Annotated in this window: 8 protein-coding genes; all 8 read left to right on the forward strand. The window is 39.8% G+C overall.

All coding sequences use genetic code 11. From position 1 onward, the window contains the following. Positions 1-22: 22 nt before the first annotated feature. The 8 genes from pepN to pyrD all read left to right on the forward strand — a co-directional run bounded on the left by pepN (position 23) and on the right by pyrD (position 16,176). On the forward strand, positions 23-2,617 hold the full coding sequence (pepN, locus tag ACZ5WS_RS11155) for an aminopeptidase N (RefSeq protein WP_464708655.1): 2,595 nt from the start codon (positions 23-25) through the stop codon (positions 2,615-2,617). A 3-nt stretch (positions 2,618-2,620) separates the two neighbouring features. After that, positions 2,621-2,842 (forward strand): DUF2835 domain-containing protein, encoded by a 222-nt coding sequence (locus ACZ5WS_RS11160; RefSeq protein WP_138606059.1) that lies wholly within the window; start codon positions 2,621-2,623, stop codon positions 2,840-2,842. Positions 2,843-3,092: 250 nt separating this feature from the next. After that, on the forward strand, positions 3,093-5,189 hold the full coding sequence (locus ACZ5WS_RS11165) for a DUF1302 domain-containing protein (RefSeq protein WP_464708656.1): 2,097 nt from the start codon (positions 3,093-3,095) through the stop codon (positions 5,187-5,189). 13 nt (positions 5,190-5,202) lie between these two features. Further along, the gene (locus ACZ5WS_RS11170) at positions 5,203-6,567 is read left to right on the forward strand and encodes a DUF1329 domain-containing protein (RefSeq protein ID WP_010390152.1); all 1,365 of its coding nucleotides are present in this window, start codon (positions 5,203-5,205) and stop codon (positions 6,565-6,567) included. Between the two features lie 124 nt (positions 6,568-6,691). Continuing rightward, entirely contained in the window at positions 6,692-7,687 is a 996-nt protein-coding gene (locus ACZ5WS_RS11175) for a WD40/YVTN/BNR-like repeat-containing protein (protein ID WP_178956142.1), read from the forward strand. Continuing rightward, positions 7,687-10,008, forward strand: a complete 2,322-nt coding sequence (locus ACZ5WS_RS11180; protein ID WP_464708657.1) for an efflux RND transporter permease subunit — start codon at positions 7,687-7,689, stop codon at positions 10,006-10,008. The genes ACZ5WS_RS11175 and ACZ5WS_RS11180 overlap by 1 nt, the downstream gene beginning before the upstream one ends. Positions 10,009-10,218: 210 nt before the next feature. Then, positions 10,219-15,060 (forward strand): NAD-glutamate dehydrogenase, encoded by a 4,842-nt coding sequence (locus ACZ5WS_RS11185; RefSeq protein ID WP_464708658.1) that lies wholly within the window; start codon positions 10,219-10,221, stop codon positions 15,058-15,060. Between the two features lie 105 nt (positions 15,061-15,165). Then, positions 15,166-16,176 carry a quinone-dependent dihydroorotate dehydrogenase gene (pyrD, locus tag ACZ5WS_RS11190; RefSeq protein WP_464708659.1) on the forward strand — a complete coding sequence of 337 codons (1,011 nt, stop codon included), beginning with the start codon at positions 15,166-15,168 and terminating at the stop codon, positions 16,174-16,176. Positions 16,177-16,206: the final 30 nt, after the last annotated feature.

Raw genomic sequence — 16,206 nt, forward strand, 5'->3', positions numbered from 1 at the left:
GGGCTATTTTTTTGGAGTGAACATGACTGAACTACAAAAACCTCAAGCAGAATACCTAAAAGACTACCAAGCCCCTCATTTTTCAATCGAACACACTGAGCTGACATTTGATTTACAGCCATTAAAAACTCAAGTAAATGCTTTATTAACGCTTAAGCGCGTTGGCGATTCAAATGCGCCACTGGTATTAGATGGCATAGACTTAACTTTGATCTCTTTGTCGGTAGAGGGTGAAGAGCTCACAGATTATAAAATTATAAATCAGCAATTAATCATTAATAACTTACCTGATGAATGTCAGCTAAGCATAGTGACGCAAACATCACCACAAACCAATACTTCACTTGAGGGGTTGTACTTATCTGGCGGGGCTTACTGTACCCAATGTGAAGCGCAAGGGTTTAGAAAAATAACCTATTATATGGACCGTCCTGATGTCCTTTCAACTTTTGATGTTACTATCATTGCAGATACAACATTCCTGCATTTACTCTCAAATGGTAATCAAGTTGATAGCGGTGAAACGCAAGATGGACGTCATTTTGTAAAATGGCAAGACCCATTCAAAAAGCCAAGCTACTTGTTCGCTTTAGTGGCAGGGGACTTTGATGTTTTACACGACAAGTACACAACTCGTAGTGGTAAAGACGTCACCTTAGCGTTATTTGTTGATAAAGGAAATTTACCAAAAACAGAGCATGCCATGACGTCGCTAAAAAAAGCGATGGCTTGGGATGAAACTCGTTTTAATTTAGAGTACGACCTTGATATTTATATGATTGTTGCCGTTGATTTTTTCAATATGGGAGCAATGGAAAATAAAGGGTTAAATATTTTTAACAGTAAATGCGTGTTGGCAAATCAAGAAACGGCAACTGATAAAGATTACCACACCATTGAGTCTATTGTTGGCCACGAGTACTTTCATAACTGGACCGGAAATCGTGTAACTTGTCGTGACTGGTTTCAATTGTCTTTAAAAGAAGGCTTGACGGTATTTCGAGATCAAGAATTTAGTAGTGATTTAGGCTCTCGTGCGCTTAATAGAATTGATGCTGTAAAAGTGATGCGTACTCATCAGTTTAGTGAAGATGCAGGCCCTATGGCTCATCCGATACGTCCAGAAAAGGTAATTGAAATGAATAACTTTTACACTGTGACTGTATACGACAAAGGGGCAGAAGTAATTCGCATGATGCATACCCTTTTAGGTGAGCAAAACTTTCAAAAAGGCATGGCTTTGTACTTTGAACGCCATGATGGGCAAGCGGTGACCTGTGATGACTTTGTTGTAGCAATGAGTGATGCATCATCCATTGATTTATCACAATTTAAGCGTTGGTATAACCATTGTGGTACACCTCGCCTGAACGTAACTAAAAAGTATGATGAAGCTGCGCAAACGTTTTCGCTTAGCGTAGAGCAGCTTACGCCAGCGAATCAGCCTGACAATGCAATGTTACATATTCCTTTTGCTATTGAGCTTTTAGACTCTCAAGGGCAGAGTATTGCATTACAGTACCAAGGCAAGCAGCTTGATCATGTACTGGATGTAACAAATAGCTCGCAAACATTTCACTTTGATAATATTCACAGTAACCCAACCGCTGTATTGCTCGAAGATTTTTCAGCCCCATGTATTTTAAATCAATCTATTAGTGAAGCGGATTTATTACATATTATGCGTTTTGCGCGTAGCGACTTTTCACGCTGGGATGCACAACAGCAGTTATTTATTAACGCACTTAAAGCCAATGTTACTTCAGCAAGTAAGACTCCTTTGAGTGAAGATGTGATTGATGCACTTCGCGCATTGCTATCTCAGCGTGAGGGCGATTTAGCGCTAGTTGCTGAACTGTTGAAGTTGCCAAGTTTTGATACCTTAGCTGCTGAATTTGAAATAATACCGGTAGATCAAATAACGGCTAATATTGAGTTATTTGAACAACAAATTGCCACGCAATTGCACAGTGAATTTTTAAGCTGTTACCAAGCCATTACCGATGATGGCAGTGTGAGTGCCCAAGCGGTAGCAATACGTGCGCTCAAACAGCTGTGCCTTCACTATTTGGCAAAAACCGACAGTGTTGAGGCGGCAAGTTTAATTGAGCAGGCTGCATCTTCAACAAATATGACCAATGTACTCGGTGCGTTAAGCAGTGTGGTTAAAGCAGCTCACCCATTGTCGGATCAATTACTCGAGCATTTTGACGCTCAATGGCGCCATGATGTATTAGTAATGGATAAGTGGTTTGCTTTGCAAGCGATGAACTCTGCTGAAGATGCTATCGAGAAAATAAAAGCCTTGTACTCGCATCCTTGCTTTGATTTTTCGAATCCAAACCGAGTACGTGCATTAGTGGGCAGCTTTTCTCATTTTAATACCGCACAGTTTCATCGTTTAGATGGCACGGGCTATACATTACTTGGCGATTTATTGATTAAGCTTAATGCGATTAATCCGCAAAATGCATCTCGTATGTTAACGCCGTTTATGTCGTGGCGTCGTTATGATGAAACCCGTGCAACTGCAATGAGGGCCCAACTAGAGCGATTAGCTAACTTAGAAGGGTTAAGCGACGACTTATTTGAAAAGGTTGAAAAAGCCTTACAATAAATCATGATAGAACATTACTTTAGTATGCATTTGAGCTATACAAAGTGCATGGATTATTACCATGGACGGTATAGCTCTATCCAAGTGACAGCTGATAGCGGTAAAACAATTCGTTTTTCCGCTCATCACCTTCGACCTTTTATTTCTAGCCTAGGTATCCGTGGTCGATTTAGACTCATTTTAAGTAATGAAAACAAGTTCATCCGTCTCGAACGAGTAGCTTAGCAGTCATTTTTTGTGTTATAAATACATATTAATATTGCTTTTTTGTTAATTTCGGTTTGTTCTATTGTTAATTTACGTGTATAAATTATCTGGTATGACGTCTTACCAATACGTAAACGTTGAACAAATAAAAAATATAACTGATTGAAGGCGGCCATTTGTAATTTGTTTGATTCGCTTCTATCGTTACGATTACACTAAAAACAATAACTTGATCACACAAAAATACCCGCGACAGGGGGGAACCAAAATGATAAGAAGATCGCTTTTTGTTAAAAATAAAATAGCACTTGGCTTAACAGCTGCGGCTATGGGTTTAACTGCAGCACAGACACAGGCTGCAACATTTGAGGTGGGTGGTTTTGATATCGCCTTCGATTCTACCTTTTCATATGGTCAGAGTATTCGGGTAGAAGACCGAAATTTTGATATGATTGGTAAGAGTAATAATCCATCATTTGATTGGACGGGTTACAACCCAGCACTCAATACGATTTATTCATCCCAAGATGTCTGGGCTCAACCAGGGTCCTACTCAAACAACGGTGACGCGGGCGGTTTAAATTTTGATAGCGGTGAGTCTTTCTCAAAGCTATTAAAAGGCACGCATGACTTATCAATAAGTAAAGATAACTTCGGCTTATTTACCCGTTTTATGTATTTTTACGATTTTGAATTAATGGACGGCGATCGTGCTTATGTTAATCCAACATCAGGGCAAGGTGTAGACCCTTGTGATGACGATGATACTAAAGAGCAAAGTTGTGCCGACCTTCGTTTACTTGATGCCTACGTATGGGCGAACTTTGATTTAAACGATGGTAATAACCCGCTTTCAATTCGTATTGGTCAACAAGTAGTAAACTGGGGTGAAAGTACGTTAATTTCACATGGTATTAACGTTAATCCGGTCGATATAGACCGTTTAAAAGCACCAGGTGCTGAGCTAAAAGAAGCGTTTATTCCGGTTGGTATGTTGTGGGCATCGTTAGGGCTTACAGAAAACATGACCTTAGAAGGTTTTTACCAATACCAGTGGCATGAAACTCGTCTACCGGCAGCAGGGACTTATTTTTCTACCAATGATTTTGCTGCAGAAAACGGTTATCAACAAAACGTACAGCTAGGTTTTACTTCAAATCCTGATATTGATTTAGCATTTTTAACAAATAGTTTAAATAACTTGATAGCAACTCACTCTCAAGTAGCTGCAAGTCAGGGAATTGATCCATCAAGTGCTGCAGGTCAACAGCTATTAGCTAATATGTACTTGACACACCCGACCAAGGTTGCCCTCAAAGGTAAAGGCTATGATGGCAAAACAGAGCCAGATGATGGCGGCCAATACGGCTTACGACTCGGTATGTTTTTACCAGAGTGGAATGATACCGAAGTAGCGCTTTATCACGTAAATTACCATAATCGTCGTCCGCTTATTTCGGGTCGCGTATCAAACTTTACGCAAGCATCAATTCAACAAGATTTAGCGATGATTGCAAGTACTGAAATTACCTCTGATAACGTATCCGATTTAAAAGCATTTGCTAAAGCAACTAACGAATACCCTGAAGATATTAAACTTTACGGTTTAAGCTTTAACACCTCGCTTGGTGAAACTGCTTTTGCGGGTGAGTTTACTTTTCGTGAAGACGAACCGCTGCAAATCGATGACGTAGAGCTACTTTACGCTGCGATGCCTGAGCAGTTAGCTATTGCTGGTTTACGCCCTGAGTTTGCAGGTATTTCGCAAATGAGTAAAGGCGATGATGCAAGTGTTGTTGGGCCAGGCGAGTTAGCCAAAGGTTATATCGAACGCAATACGTCACAATTACAGTTTACGGCAACACATCTATTTGGTCCTTCATTAGGCGCTGATAGTTGGGCTGTTGTGGGTGAAATTGGTGGTGTTCGTATTAATAACATGCCCGAGTACGATGAGATCCGTTTAAATGTCTCTGGTACTGGCCGAAGTGGTGTTATTCAGGGGCCTGGTAGTTCAGATTACTCTTCACTACATATGGCATTATCTAATGGACCTGAGCAAAAATCGTTTGCTACGGCTTCATCGTGGGGCTACCGCTTAATTGCTAAAGGTGATTACTTCAACCTTTACAATGGTATTAACTTCTCACCACGTTTTGTATTTTCTCATGATGTAAATGGTAACACGCCAGATCCAATGTTCTTATTCATTGAAGATCGTAAGTCGCTAGGTGCTACCATGAGCTTTAATTACCAAAATGCATGGTCTTTGGATGTAAGTTACAACTCATTTTGGGGTGGTGGCGACACCAACACTTTCTCTGACCGCGATTACGTTTCTTTTAACTTAAAATATTCTATCTAGGGGTAACATTATTATGATTAAAAAACCTACCCTCATTGCTACAGCGTTTTGTAGTTTGTTTGCAAGCCACGCAGCGCTGGCTAAAATTAGCCCAGAAGAAGCTGCGCGCCTTGGTAAAGACTTAAGTCCAATTGGTGCGGAAAAAGCAGCGAATGCTGATGGCTCAATCCCAGCATGGAATGGCGGTATTACTGCTGCTCCAGCAGGTTATGAACCGGGTATGCACCACTTAGACCCTTATGCAACCGATAAAGTATTATTCACTATTGATAAAAGTAATATTGATAAATACAAAGAAAACTTAAGCCCAGGACAAATCGCGTTATTTGAAGCGTACCCAGATACGTTTAAAATGCCAGTGTACGAAACCCGTCGTTCTGCGTCTTTTCCACAATTTGTGTACGATGCAACCAAAAAGTTTGCAACGTCTGCTGAATTAGTTGAAGGCGGAAATGGTATTAAAAGTACAGCTATTGGTATTCCATTTCCAATCCCTAAAACGGGTTTAGAAGCAATTTGGAACCATTTACTTCGTTACCGTGGTCAGTCTATTGAGCGTTTTGGCGGTCAGGCAGCACCGACGGCATCGGGTTCATATAACTATGTTGGTTTTGATGAGCAGTTATTAGTTAAATATTCAGATCCAAGTGCTACTCCGGCTGAACTACAAGATTCTAATATTTTGTTTAAGTTTAAACAGCAAGTGACAGAGCCAGCTCGTTTAGCAGGGACCGCGTTATTGGTGCATGAAACTATGGACCAAATTTTAACGCCGCGCCAAGCGTGGACTTACAATTCAGGTCAGCGCCGTGTTCGCCGTGCACCTAATGTAGCGTACGATGCACCGGGTACAGCAGCAGATAGCTTACGTACAACTGATGACTTTGATATGTTCAATGGCTCGCCAAATCGTTATAACTGGACGCTAAAAGGTAAGCAAGAGCTTTACATCCCATACAATAGCTACAAGCTTCACAGCGACAAGCTAACTTATGATGATATTTTAAAGCCCGGTCATATAAACCCTGAGCATACTCGTTACGAAAAACACCGTGTATGGGTTGTTGAAGCAAACTTAAAAGATGACACCCGTCATATTTACAAAAAACGTGTTTTCTACATTGACGAAGACAGTTGGCAAGTTCATGTTACCGATATTTACGATAATCGTGACCAACTTTATCGTGTAGCAATGGCTTATGGTCTTAACTACTATGAAGTACCGACACAGTGGAGTACGCTTGAAGTATACCACGATCTTAATTCACGTCGCTATTTAGCCATTGGTTTAGATAACCAAGAAAAGATGTATGACTTTTCTCAGTCATTTAATGACAATGAGTTTACATCGAGCGCTTTACGTCGCGCTGGCAGATAGTATAAAAGCAGGCACCTAGTTTCCTAGGTGCCTTTTTTCTTTCACATCGCGTTTGTCTATTAACGCACAGGTTTTCCTCTTTATAACAGACAAACAAATCCTCAGTTCAAGGCGAATTAAATTTATGAAGTATTTGGTCTATGCCAGCCTGATCCTAAGCGGTGCGAGTTTTGCACAAGACGCACCTCAAAGTGCGATTAGCGCAATTAATGCAGATAAAACACTCCTTACCGATATTACCCAAACTTCAGCTGGGCTTATTGCTGTAGGTAAACATGGGACGGTCATTAAAAGTATTGATGGTAGCGATTGGCAACAAGCGAAATCAGTACCTACACAAGTATTACTAACAGCGGTTGAATTTACTAATGATTCTAATGGCTGGGCATGTGGACATGACGCCACAATTATTAATACCACCGATGGTGGTGAAAATTGGCAGTTACAACAAGCAAAACCAAGCTTAGATAAACCCTGTCTAGATATTTATTTTAAAGATGACTTAAATGGCTATGCTGTTGGCGCTTACGGTATGTTTTATCAAACAAGTGATGGCGGAAAACATTGGCAAAAACGCTTTTTAGATTCGCTGTTATTTAGTGAAGATAGAGATTATTTGAATGACTTAAAACAAACAGATCCTGAGGGTTACGAAATAGAAACCTCGTCTATATTACCTCACTTTAATCGCATTGAACCGACTAGTTCGGGTTTAATGCTGGTCGGTGAGATGGGCTTAATGGCAAAAAGTGATGACGATGGCCAAACATGGCAACGTTTAGATGAGATTTACCCTGGTTCATTTTTTGGTTTTGCTTCAGATTCATCGCAACAAATTGTTGCAGGGTTACGCGGTAATATTTTTATAAATAAAACCGATAGTCAGCAGTGGCAGCACTTAGACAATGATAAAACAGCTACTGTAAATAGCATCATTAATTATAACAATAAACAATGGCTATTATTGGCTAATAGCGGTGTTATTTTTCAGCTTAAAGATGATGTGTTGTCTTACGAGCAGTTGGCTGATGGTAAAGCGATTCTTGATGGCGTGATTGTTAAAGATAAACTGATCATGACAACAGAAAACGGCATTAAAGTGAAGGAGTTGACCCCTTAATGCAAGCAATTTTAGATTTTTTAGAAAAAGCGATTTTTAGACACCGCTTAGTGGTGCTCATAAGTTTTGTGTTGATCACCTGTTTATTGGTTTTTAAAGCAACGCAAATTCAGCTCGACGCGTCATTTAATAAAAATATTCCGCTTAACCATGATTATATGAAGGTGTACACCAAACATGAGAAACAGTTTGGTGGCGCTAATAGTATTTTAATTTCAGTATGTGATGACAGTGGTGATATTTTTAATCCTGAATTTTTTACTCAATTAAAAGCCGTACATGACCAACTTTACTTTATTCCAGGAGTAAATCGTCCTTTAGTAAATTCAATATTTTCACCTAGTGCGCGCTTTGTTGAAGTTGTTGAAGACGGCTTTGCTGGCGGGCCTATTATACCAGCCAACTTTAAAGCCGATAAGCAAGGCTTAGGAATTGTTAAAGAGAACATTGAAAAGGCCAAAGTAGTGGGTCGTATGATAGCAAGCGATTATTCGTGTGCCATGGTCACCGCCCAACTGTTAGAGACTGATCCGCAAACACAAGAAAAATTAGACACTCTCGCTTTTGCAAAAAAATTAGAAAGCGAAATTCGTGAGCCTCTAAGTACCGAAAAAATCAGTATTCATATTATTGGTTTTGCAAAAATGGCCGGCGATATAGCCGAGGGCGCAAAAGGGGTTGTATTATTTTTTGCCATTGCAATTGCGTTTACTTTTGTCATGGTATGGCTATTTTGTGGTAGCTTAAAACTCACTATTTTACCGATTGTGTGTTCAATTATTGCGGTAATTTGGCAGTTAGGATTGCTTTCTAGTTTAGGCTTTGGTCTTGATCCTATGTCTATCTTAGTGCCATTTTTAGTGTTCGCTATTGGCGTAAGCCACGGTGTGCAGATGATTAACGCCATTGGTAAAAAGGTTGCTGAAGGTAAGTCTACAACAATATGTTGCCAATCAAGCTTTAGAGCTTTACTTGTGCCTGGCGGGATTGCGTTGTTATCTGATACGGTTGGCTTTTTAACCCTATTAACCATTGATATCGGTATTATTCGTGAACTTGCTATTACAGCGAGTTTAGGTGTGGCAGTGATTATATTTACTAATCTGATTTTGTTGCCAGTGTGGGCATCGTATATGCGCTTTGAAAACAGCATCCATATTCAATCAGGTGATGCTAATAAACCGAACATACTTGATGCAATGCGCGATTTATTAGTTAAAGCAACCGATCCAAAAACAGCAAAAGTTATTATTGGTTTCACTTTGGTTTTATTTGCACTGGGCTATTGGCAAGCAGATAAAATGCGTATTGGTGATTTACATGCAGGAGCACCATCCTTGCACCAAGATGCACGTTACAACCAAGATACTTTCTTAATATCGGACAAATACACAATTTCATCTGATATTCTTAAAGTCATTGTAGAGGCTTACCCTGCAGCGTGTACCGAGCATGACGTCATGGAGCGTATATCACGCTTTCAATATAAAGTTGAAAATTTAGCCGGTGTACAATCAGCGGTCAGCCTAAGTTCAGTGGCACAGTCAGTTAATGCCGGTTATAACGAGGGCAATTTAAAATGGCAAAGTTTGCCGCGCAATTCTGCCAGTTTGGTGCAGTCAACCTCTCGCGTTGAAACCAGCACAGGGTTATTAAACGGTGATTGTTCAGTAATGCCCGTGATTATATTTTTAGATGATCACAAAGCACAAACTATTGATAACGTTATTGCAAAAGTAAAACAATTTGCTGTAGAAGAGGGCACAGATAAACTTGCTTTCAAATTGGCATCAGGCCCTGTAGGTGTAATGGCAGCAACTAACGAGTCTGTTTCAGCTGCACAAATCCCTATGATGCTCTATGTTTATGGTGCGGTGATTATTTTATGCTTACTAAGTTTTAAGAGCGTAAAAGCAACTATTGCAGTGGTATTACCTTTGTACATAGTATCAACCCTTGCACAAGCACTTATGGTACAACTTGAGATTGGTCTAACTGTTTCAACTTTACCAGTAATTGCTTTGGGTGTAGGTATTGGTGTTGATTACGGTATTTATATTTTGTCATCAATGATGGGGCAGTTAAAACAAAACGTGCCACTGAGTATTGCTTATCGTAATGCATTAGTTGAACGTGGGAGTGCGGTGTTATTTACCGGTATTACGTTAGCAATTGGTGTTAGTACGTGGATTTTTTCTGATTTGAAGTTCCAAGTTGATATGGGAATTCTGCTTACCTTCATGTTTTTAGTAAATATGTTGGGTGCAGTGTTACTTTTACCTGCAATTGGCAGCTTGCTCTGGACTGACCAGAAAAAATAAGGTGAATAAATTTGCTCCTAAATGGCCAGTAATGGCCATTTATATCTATATTTTGTGAATAGATGACCAAATAGCTGAAATGCTTAAAATGTTTTCATCGAAAAGGCTGTTTATTAGTTTTAAAAGGGTTAGAATTTAACTGACTCCACGCTAATAAATGGCTGTACAAATATTCTGCTAAACTAGCAGTGATAGATTAAGGAACATACAATGACACGAAATGAAGGCCAAGCCTCGGTTATTTTAGATAACGTCTGTAAGCTTATCCAGAAAAAAGTTCGCGCTGATAATGTGTTACTCGTTGAGAAATTCGCCAAAGCCTTGTACAGCAATATGTCTAAAGAGGATTTGGCAAATCGCAACGACAGTGACTTATATGGTGCTGCACTCAGCCTTTGGAATTCGCTAGAAAAAAATACATCAGATGACGCAGTTATTCGCGTTTTCAACCCTGAAGTGGCTAAAGATGGCTGGCAGTCATCACATACCATTGTAGAGATCATTGCTAAAGACATGCCGTTTTTAGTGGACTCTGTACGAATGGCCATGACACGAGAAAACATTGCCTCTCATTTACTTCTTCATAGCCCGCTGAAAATTCAACGTGATAAGAACGATAAAATATCAGGGTTATCAAGCTTAAAAGCAGAGCAAGAATCAACATCAACAAAAACTGTATTCTTCATAGAAATTGACCGTCAAACAGATGCAACTGTTATTGAGTCTTTCAAAAAAGAACTTGAATCAGTACTCGTTGATGTATCGATTGCGGTTGAAGATTGGCAGCCTATTCGCGAAAAATTAATCGCGGTAAGCAAAAGTTTGCCTAAAAGCCATAAAGATAAAAGTGATAACGAAATAAATGAAACCGTTGAATTTTTAGATTGGTTAGTGAAAGACAATTTCACATTAATGGGTTATCGCCAATATGAACTTTCACCAGTTCAGGGCGACTATCAATTAAAGGGTAAAATGGATACCAGCTTAGGGTTAATGAAAAACTCTGATGCTGAGCATACACGTTTGCTTTCTGAGTTACCTGAAGTGGCGCGCCAAGAGGCACGCAGTAGCAACCTATTAATTTTAACTAAAACTAATTCATTGTCTCGCGTTCACCGTCCAGCTTACATAGATTATGTGGGTGTAAAACGTTTTGATGACAAAGGCAATGTTATTGGTGAAGATCGTTTCATCGGTTTGTTTTCATCAAACTTTTACAACAATAGCGCTGCTGATGTACCGGTTCTTAAAAGTAAAATTAATCGTATTATGGATATGTGTGACTTCGCTAAAGGGACACATGCATACAAAGCCGTATTAAATATATTAGAAACTTACCCACGTGACGAACTGGTTCAAGCTCGAGAGAATGAGTTACTTGAAGTTGCCATGGGCGTATTGCAAATACAAGAACGCGACATGTGTCGTTTATTTGTTCGTAAAGATGCATATGGTCGTTTTTTATCATGCATGGTTTATGTACCTCGAGAGCGTTATAACACAGCGCTTCGTCGCGAAACGCAGGCTATTTTAGCCAACGCATTTAATTCTGACGTTAAAGTCGAATTTACTACCTATTTCTCTGAGTCTACACTGGCGCGTACCCATTACACTGTTCGTGTGACCGACAACAATATTGAATTTAACGTGAAAGACATAGAAAACAACCTAATAGAAGCCGCTCGTACTTGGGAAGATAAATTACAATCAGCCTTACTTGAATCTGCTGGTGAGGCCCGTGGTAATGAATTAAACCGTAAATATTGCAATGCCTTTGCACGCTCATACAAAGAAGAAGTATTACCTAGCGCTGCAGTGGTCGATATTGAAAAGCTAGAAATGCTAAGCGATGATAACAAGTTAGAAATGTTGTTCTATCGCCCACAAGAAGAAGCAAGCAGCAATATTGTGCGTTTAAGCTTATTCCATAAAGATGAGCCAATTCATTTATCTGACGTTATGCCAATGCTTGAAAACTTTGGTCTACGTGTTGTAGGTGAAACGCCATACTCGGTTAAAACTAGTGATGGTGGCGTAAATTGGGTCATGGATTTCTCTATGCTAATTGACAGCAAAGGGATGGCTGATTTTGATAAGATCTCTGCACGTTTTCGCGCTGCATTAACCAGTGTATGGGCAAACCGTTTAGAAAACGATGGCTTTAACCGTCTAGTGTTAATGGGTGGTTTAACGGGTCGTGAATCATCAATTTTACGTGCATACGCAAAATACATGCGCCAAATAGGGGTTACTTTCTCGCAAACGTATATTGAAAGTACCTTTGCAAATTACCCGCATATTGCCGCTAAAATTGTTAACTTATTCTCTAAAAAGTTCTCTGTAAAAAGCCCTGCAAGTGCTAAAACACTTGAAAAACTAGGCTTAGAAATTTATGCAGAGTTAGAAAACGTAGCGAACCTTGATGATGATCGTATTATCCGTTTATACGTTGATATGATTGTTGCTACATTACGTACTAACTACTTCCAAAAAGATGCTGAAGGCAAATTTAAGTCTTACATCTCACTTAAAATTCAGCCAAGTTTAATTCCAGAAGTCCCACTACCTGTACCAGCGTTTGAGATATTTGTTTATTCTCCACGTGTTGAAGGTGTGCATTTACGCTTTGGTAAAGTTGCCCGTGGTGGATTGCGTTGGTCAGATCGTCGTGAAGATTTCCGTACAGAAGTACTTGGCTTAGTTAAAGCGCAACAAGTGAAAAATACCGTGATTGTGCCGGTAGGCTCAAAAGGTGGATTTGTATGTAAACAACTACCTAGTGAACGTGAAGCGTTTATTAAAGAAGGCCAAGAATGTTATAAAATATTCATTCGTGGTTTATTAGATATCACAGATAATATTGACCGTGGTGAAATTGTACCTGCTGTTGATGTTACACGCCATGATGAAGACGATGCGTACCTAGTAGTAGCAGCGGATAAAGGCACTGCAACATTCTCTGATATTGCCAATGGTATCGCAAACGAATATAACTTCTGGCTAGGTGATGCGTTTGCATCAGGTGGTTCTGTAGGTTATGACCATAAGAAGATGGGTATTACAGCTCGTGGCGCTTGGGAGTCTGTAAAACGTCATTTCCGTGAAATGGATATTAACTGTCAAACCACAGATTTTACAGCAGTTGCTATCGGGGATATGGCCGGTGATGTATTTGGTAATGGTATGTTGTTATCAAAGCACATTCGTTTGCAAGTGGCGTTTAACCATCTACATATTTTTGTTGATCCAAATCCAGATGCAGCGGCTTCTTATCCAGAGCGCGAACGTTTATTTAATTTACCACGTTCATCATGGGAAGATTACAATAAAGAGCTAATTTCAAGCGGCGGTGGTATTTTCTCGCGTGCTGCTAAGTCGATTACGCTGACCCCTGAGATGAAAAAAATGTTAGGCACTAAAAAAGCCAGCATGACACCGAATGAATTGATCAAAGCATCATTAATGATGGATCATGATTTACTTTGGAATGGTGGTATAGGGACTTACATCAAGCATTCGAAAGAAACGGATGCCGATGTAGGGGACCGTGCCAATGATGCGTTGCGTATTAACGGTAAAGATCTTGGTGCTAAAATATTTGGCGAAGGCGGTAACTTAGGTGCAACCCAATTAGGTCGTATTGAATTTGCAGCTCAAGGTGGTCGTGTAAATACTGACTTCATCGATAACGTGGGCGGGGTTGCGTGTTCAGATAACGAAGTAAATATTAAAATTTTACTCAATGGTTTAGTTGCTGAAGGCGACTTAACGCGTAAGCAACGTGATGAGTTACTTTACTCAATGACTGATGAAGTGTCTGAATTAGTACTTAAAGACTGTTATCGTCAAACACACACTTTATCGATTACTCAATCTAAAGGAACCTCAACACTTAAAGAAAAAATTCGCTTCATACATGCACTTGAAAAAGACGGCAAGTTAGACCGTGCAATTGAGTTTATCCCTACCGATGAAGAGTTGGCAGAGCGCGCCGCTGCAGGTAAAGATTTAACTCGTCCTGAGCTATCTGTACTAGTTTCTTACGCGAAAATGGTGCTCAAAGAGTCTTTGGTAACTGATGAGATTACAGAGAATCCGTATTACCGTCAGTTATTAGTTAAATCATTCCCGCGCCCATTACGTGAGAAGTTTAATGATGCGATGAATAATCATCCACTACGCAAAGAGATTATTGCCACTAAGTTAGCAAATAATATTGTTAATGATATGGGCTTAAACTTTATGGTGCGTATGAATGAAGAAACCGGTGCTAACGAAGCTGAAATTGCATTGTGTTACTCAATCGCGAGTGAAATTTTCCAAATGCGTGAAACATGGTTATCTATTAGTGATTTAGATAATAAGATTCCATCGAGCGTACAAACAGAAATGTTATACCAATTACGTCGTACTGTTCGTCGTGCAACACGTTGGTTCCTTCGTCATCGCACCAAAGCACAGTCAATTGAGCAAGCGATTGAGATTTTCTCACCAACATTTGCCGATTTAAGTGAAAACTTAACTAAATACATCGTTAAAACAGAAAGCGATCGTATTGTAAGTGCCCGTGAAGAACTAACACAAAGCGGTGTACCTACAGATATCGCACAGCGCATTGTGTCGTTATCAAGCTTGTTCTCGGTAATGGATTTAACGCAAATTGCTCAAAACTCGAATCGTAAAATCGATATGGTGTCGCACACTTACTTTAAATTAGGTGCGCAAATGGGACTACATTGGTTCTTAGATCAAATTACTAATCAACCGGTTTCTAACCATTGGCAGGCATTAGCGCGTGCGTCATATCGTGAAGAGTTAGATTGGCAGCAACGCACCTTATCAGAAGTTGTATTAAACAGCTTTGAAGGTGAAAACAGCGATGTAGACGGCCAAATTGAGCAATGGATGGACAGTCAAGATCTGTTACTTCAACGTTGGAAGCAAATGTTGACAGAGTTTAAAACGTCACAGAGCCATGATTTTGCTAAGTTCTCAGTGGCATTAAGAGAGCTCATGTTACTTGGTCACAACTGTGATACATCAGCAAAGTAACAAACTGCTATTGATTAAAACTAATCGTTAAACAGTTTTTGTTATATAATACCTCAGCCTTGTCTGAGGTATTTTTTTGTCTACAATTTTAAGAGGATTATATTCATGTTCTACGATTTAGCTCGCCGTTTTATGTTTACCCGTGATGCGGAGTGGGCCCATGATTTTGCTCTTAATAACTTACGTCGCTTTGCTAACACGCCATTAAGTGCTGCATGGTCACAAAGCGTGGCAAATAAACCAGTGAACTTTTTAGGCCTCGAATTTAAAAATCCAGTAGGGCTTGCTGCTGGTCTTGATAAAAATGCGGAGTGTATTGAGGCATTCGCTCAAATGGGTTTTGGCTTTGTAGAAGTGGGTACAGTAACACCGCGTCCTCAAGCGGGGAACGATAAGCCGCGGATATTCAGGTTGCCGCAGTCAAATGCGATTATTAATCGTATGGGCTTTAATAACAAAGGTGTTGATAATTTAGTTAACAATGTTAAAGCAGCTAAATACGATGGTATTTTAGGTATCAATATTGGTAAAAATAAAGATACACCAAATGAGCAGGGCAAAGATGATTACATTCACTGTATGCGTAAAGTGTTTGAGCATGCATCATACATCACTGTAAACATTTCATCACCCAATACCCCAGGCTTACGAGACCTGCAATATGGCGCAGCATTAGATGACTTATTACAAAGCTTGAAAAACGAACAGCTTGATTTAATTGCCAAGCATAATAAGCATGTGCCTATGTTGGTGAAAATTGCGCCAGACTTAGATCCAATTCAAATTGAACAAGTGAGCGAGTCACTGTTAAATAATAAAATTGATGGTGTTATAGCCACAAATACCACCTTAGAGCGTAGCTTAGTGCAAGGTCAGCAGTATGCTGATGAGGCAGGCGGTTTATCAGGAGCGCCAGTTAGGGAGCGTTCCACCCATGTTGTTTCTGAACTTAAGCGTTTAACAAACAATCAGTTACCTATTATTGGTGTGGGGGGGATTGATGATGCTCAATCAGCAAAAGAAAAGTTTGATGCGGGTGCAGATTTAGTTCAAGTTTATACCGGTTTCATATACAAAGGACCACAATTGGTCAAGTCGATCATTAACGACTTATAAGGATCAGTTATGTAAGCTTTTGATCGTTCG

The sequence above is a fragment of the Pseudoalteromonas sp. 11L1 genome, assembly GCF_055397545.1.

Excerpts from the sequence above, each read along its gene's own strand:
- pepN (WP_464708655.1), top strand. The coding sequence starts at position 23 with ATGACTGAACTACAAAAACCTCAAGCAGAATACCTAAAAGACTACCAA.
- ACZ5WS_RS11160 (WP_138606059.1), top strand. The coding sequence starts at position 2,621 with ATGATAGAACATTACTTTAGTATGCATTTGAGCTATACAAAGTGCATG.
- ACZ5WS_RS11165 (WP_464708656.1), top strand. The coding sequence starts at position 3,093 with ATGATAAGAAGATCGCTTTTTGTTAAAAATAAAATAGCACTTGGCTTA.
- ACZ5WS_RS11170 (WP_010390152.1), top strand. The coding sequence starts at position 5,203 with ATGATTAAAAAACCTACCCTCATTGCTACAGCGTTTTGTAGTTTGTTT.
- ACZ5WS_RS11175 (WP_178956142.1), top strand. The coding sequence starts at position 6,692 with ATGAAGTATTTGGTCTATGCCAGCCTGATCCTAAGCGGTGCGAGTTTT.
- ACZ5WS_RS11180 (WP_464708657.1), top strand. The coding sequence starts at position 7,687 with ATGCAAGCAATTTTAGATTTTTTAGAAAAAGCGATTTTTAGACACCGC.
- ACZ5WS_RS11185 (WP_464708658.1), top strand. The coding sequence starts at position 10,219 with ATGACACGAAATGAAGGCCAAGCCTCGGTTATTTTAGATAACGTCTGT.
- pyrD (WP_464708659.1), top strand. The coding sequence starts at position 15,166 with ATGTTCTACGATTTAGCTCGCCGTTTTATGTTTACCCGTGATGCGGAG.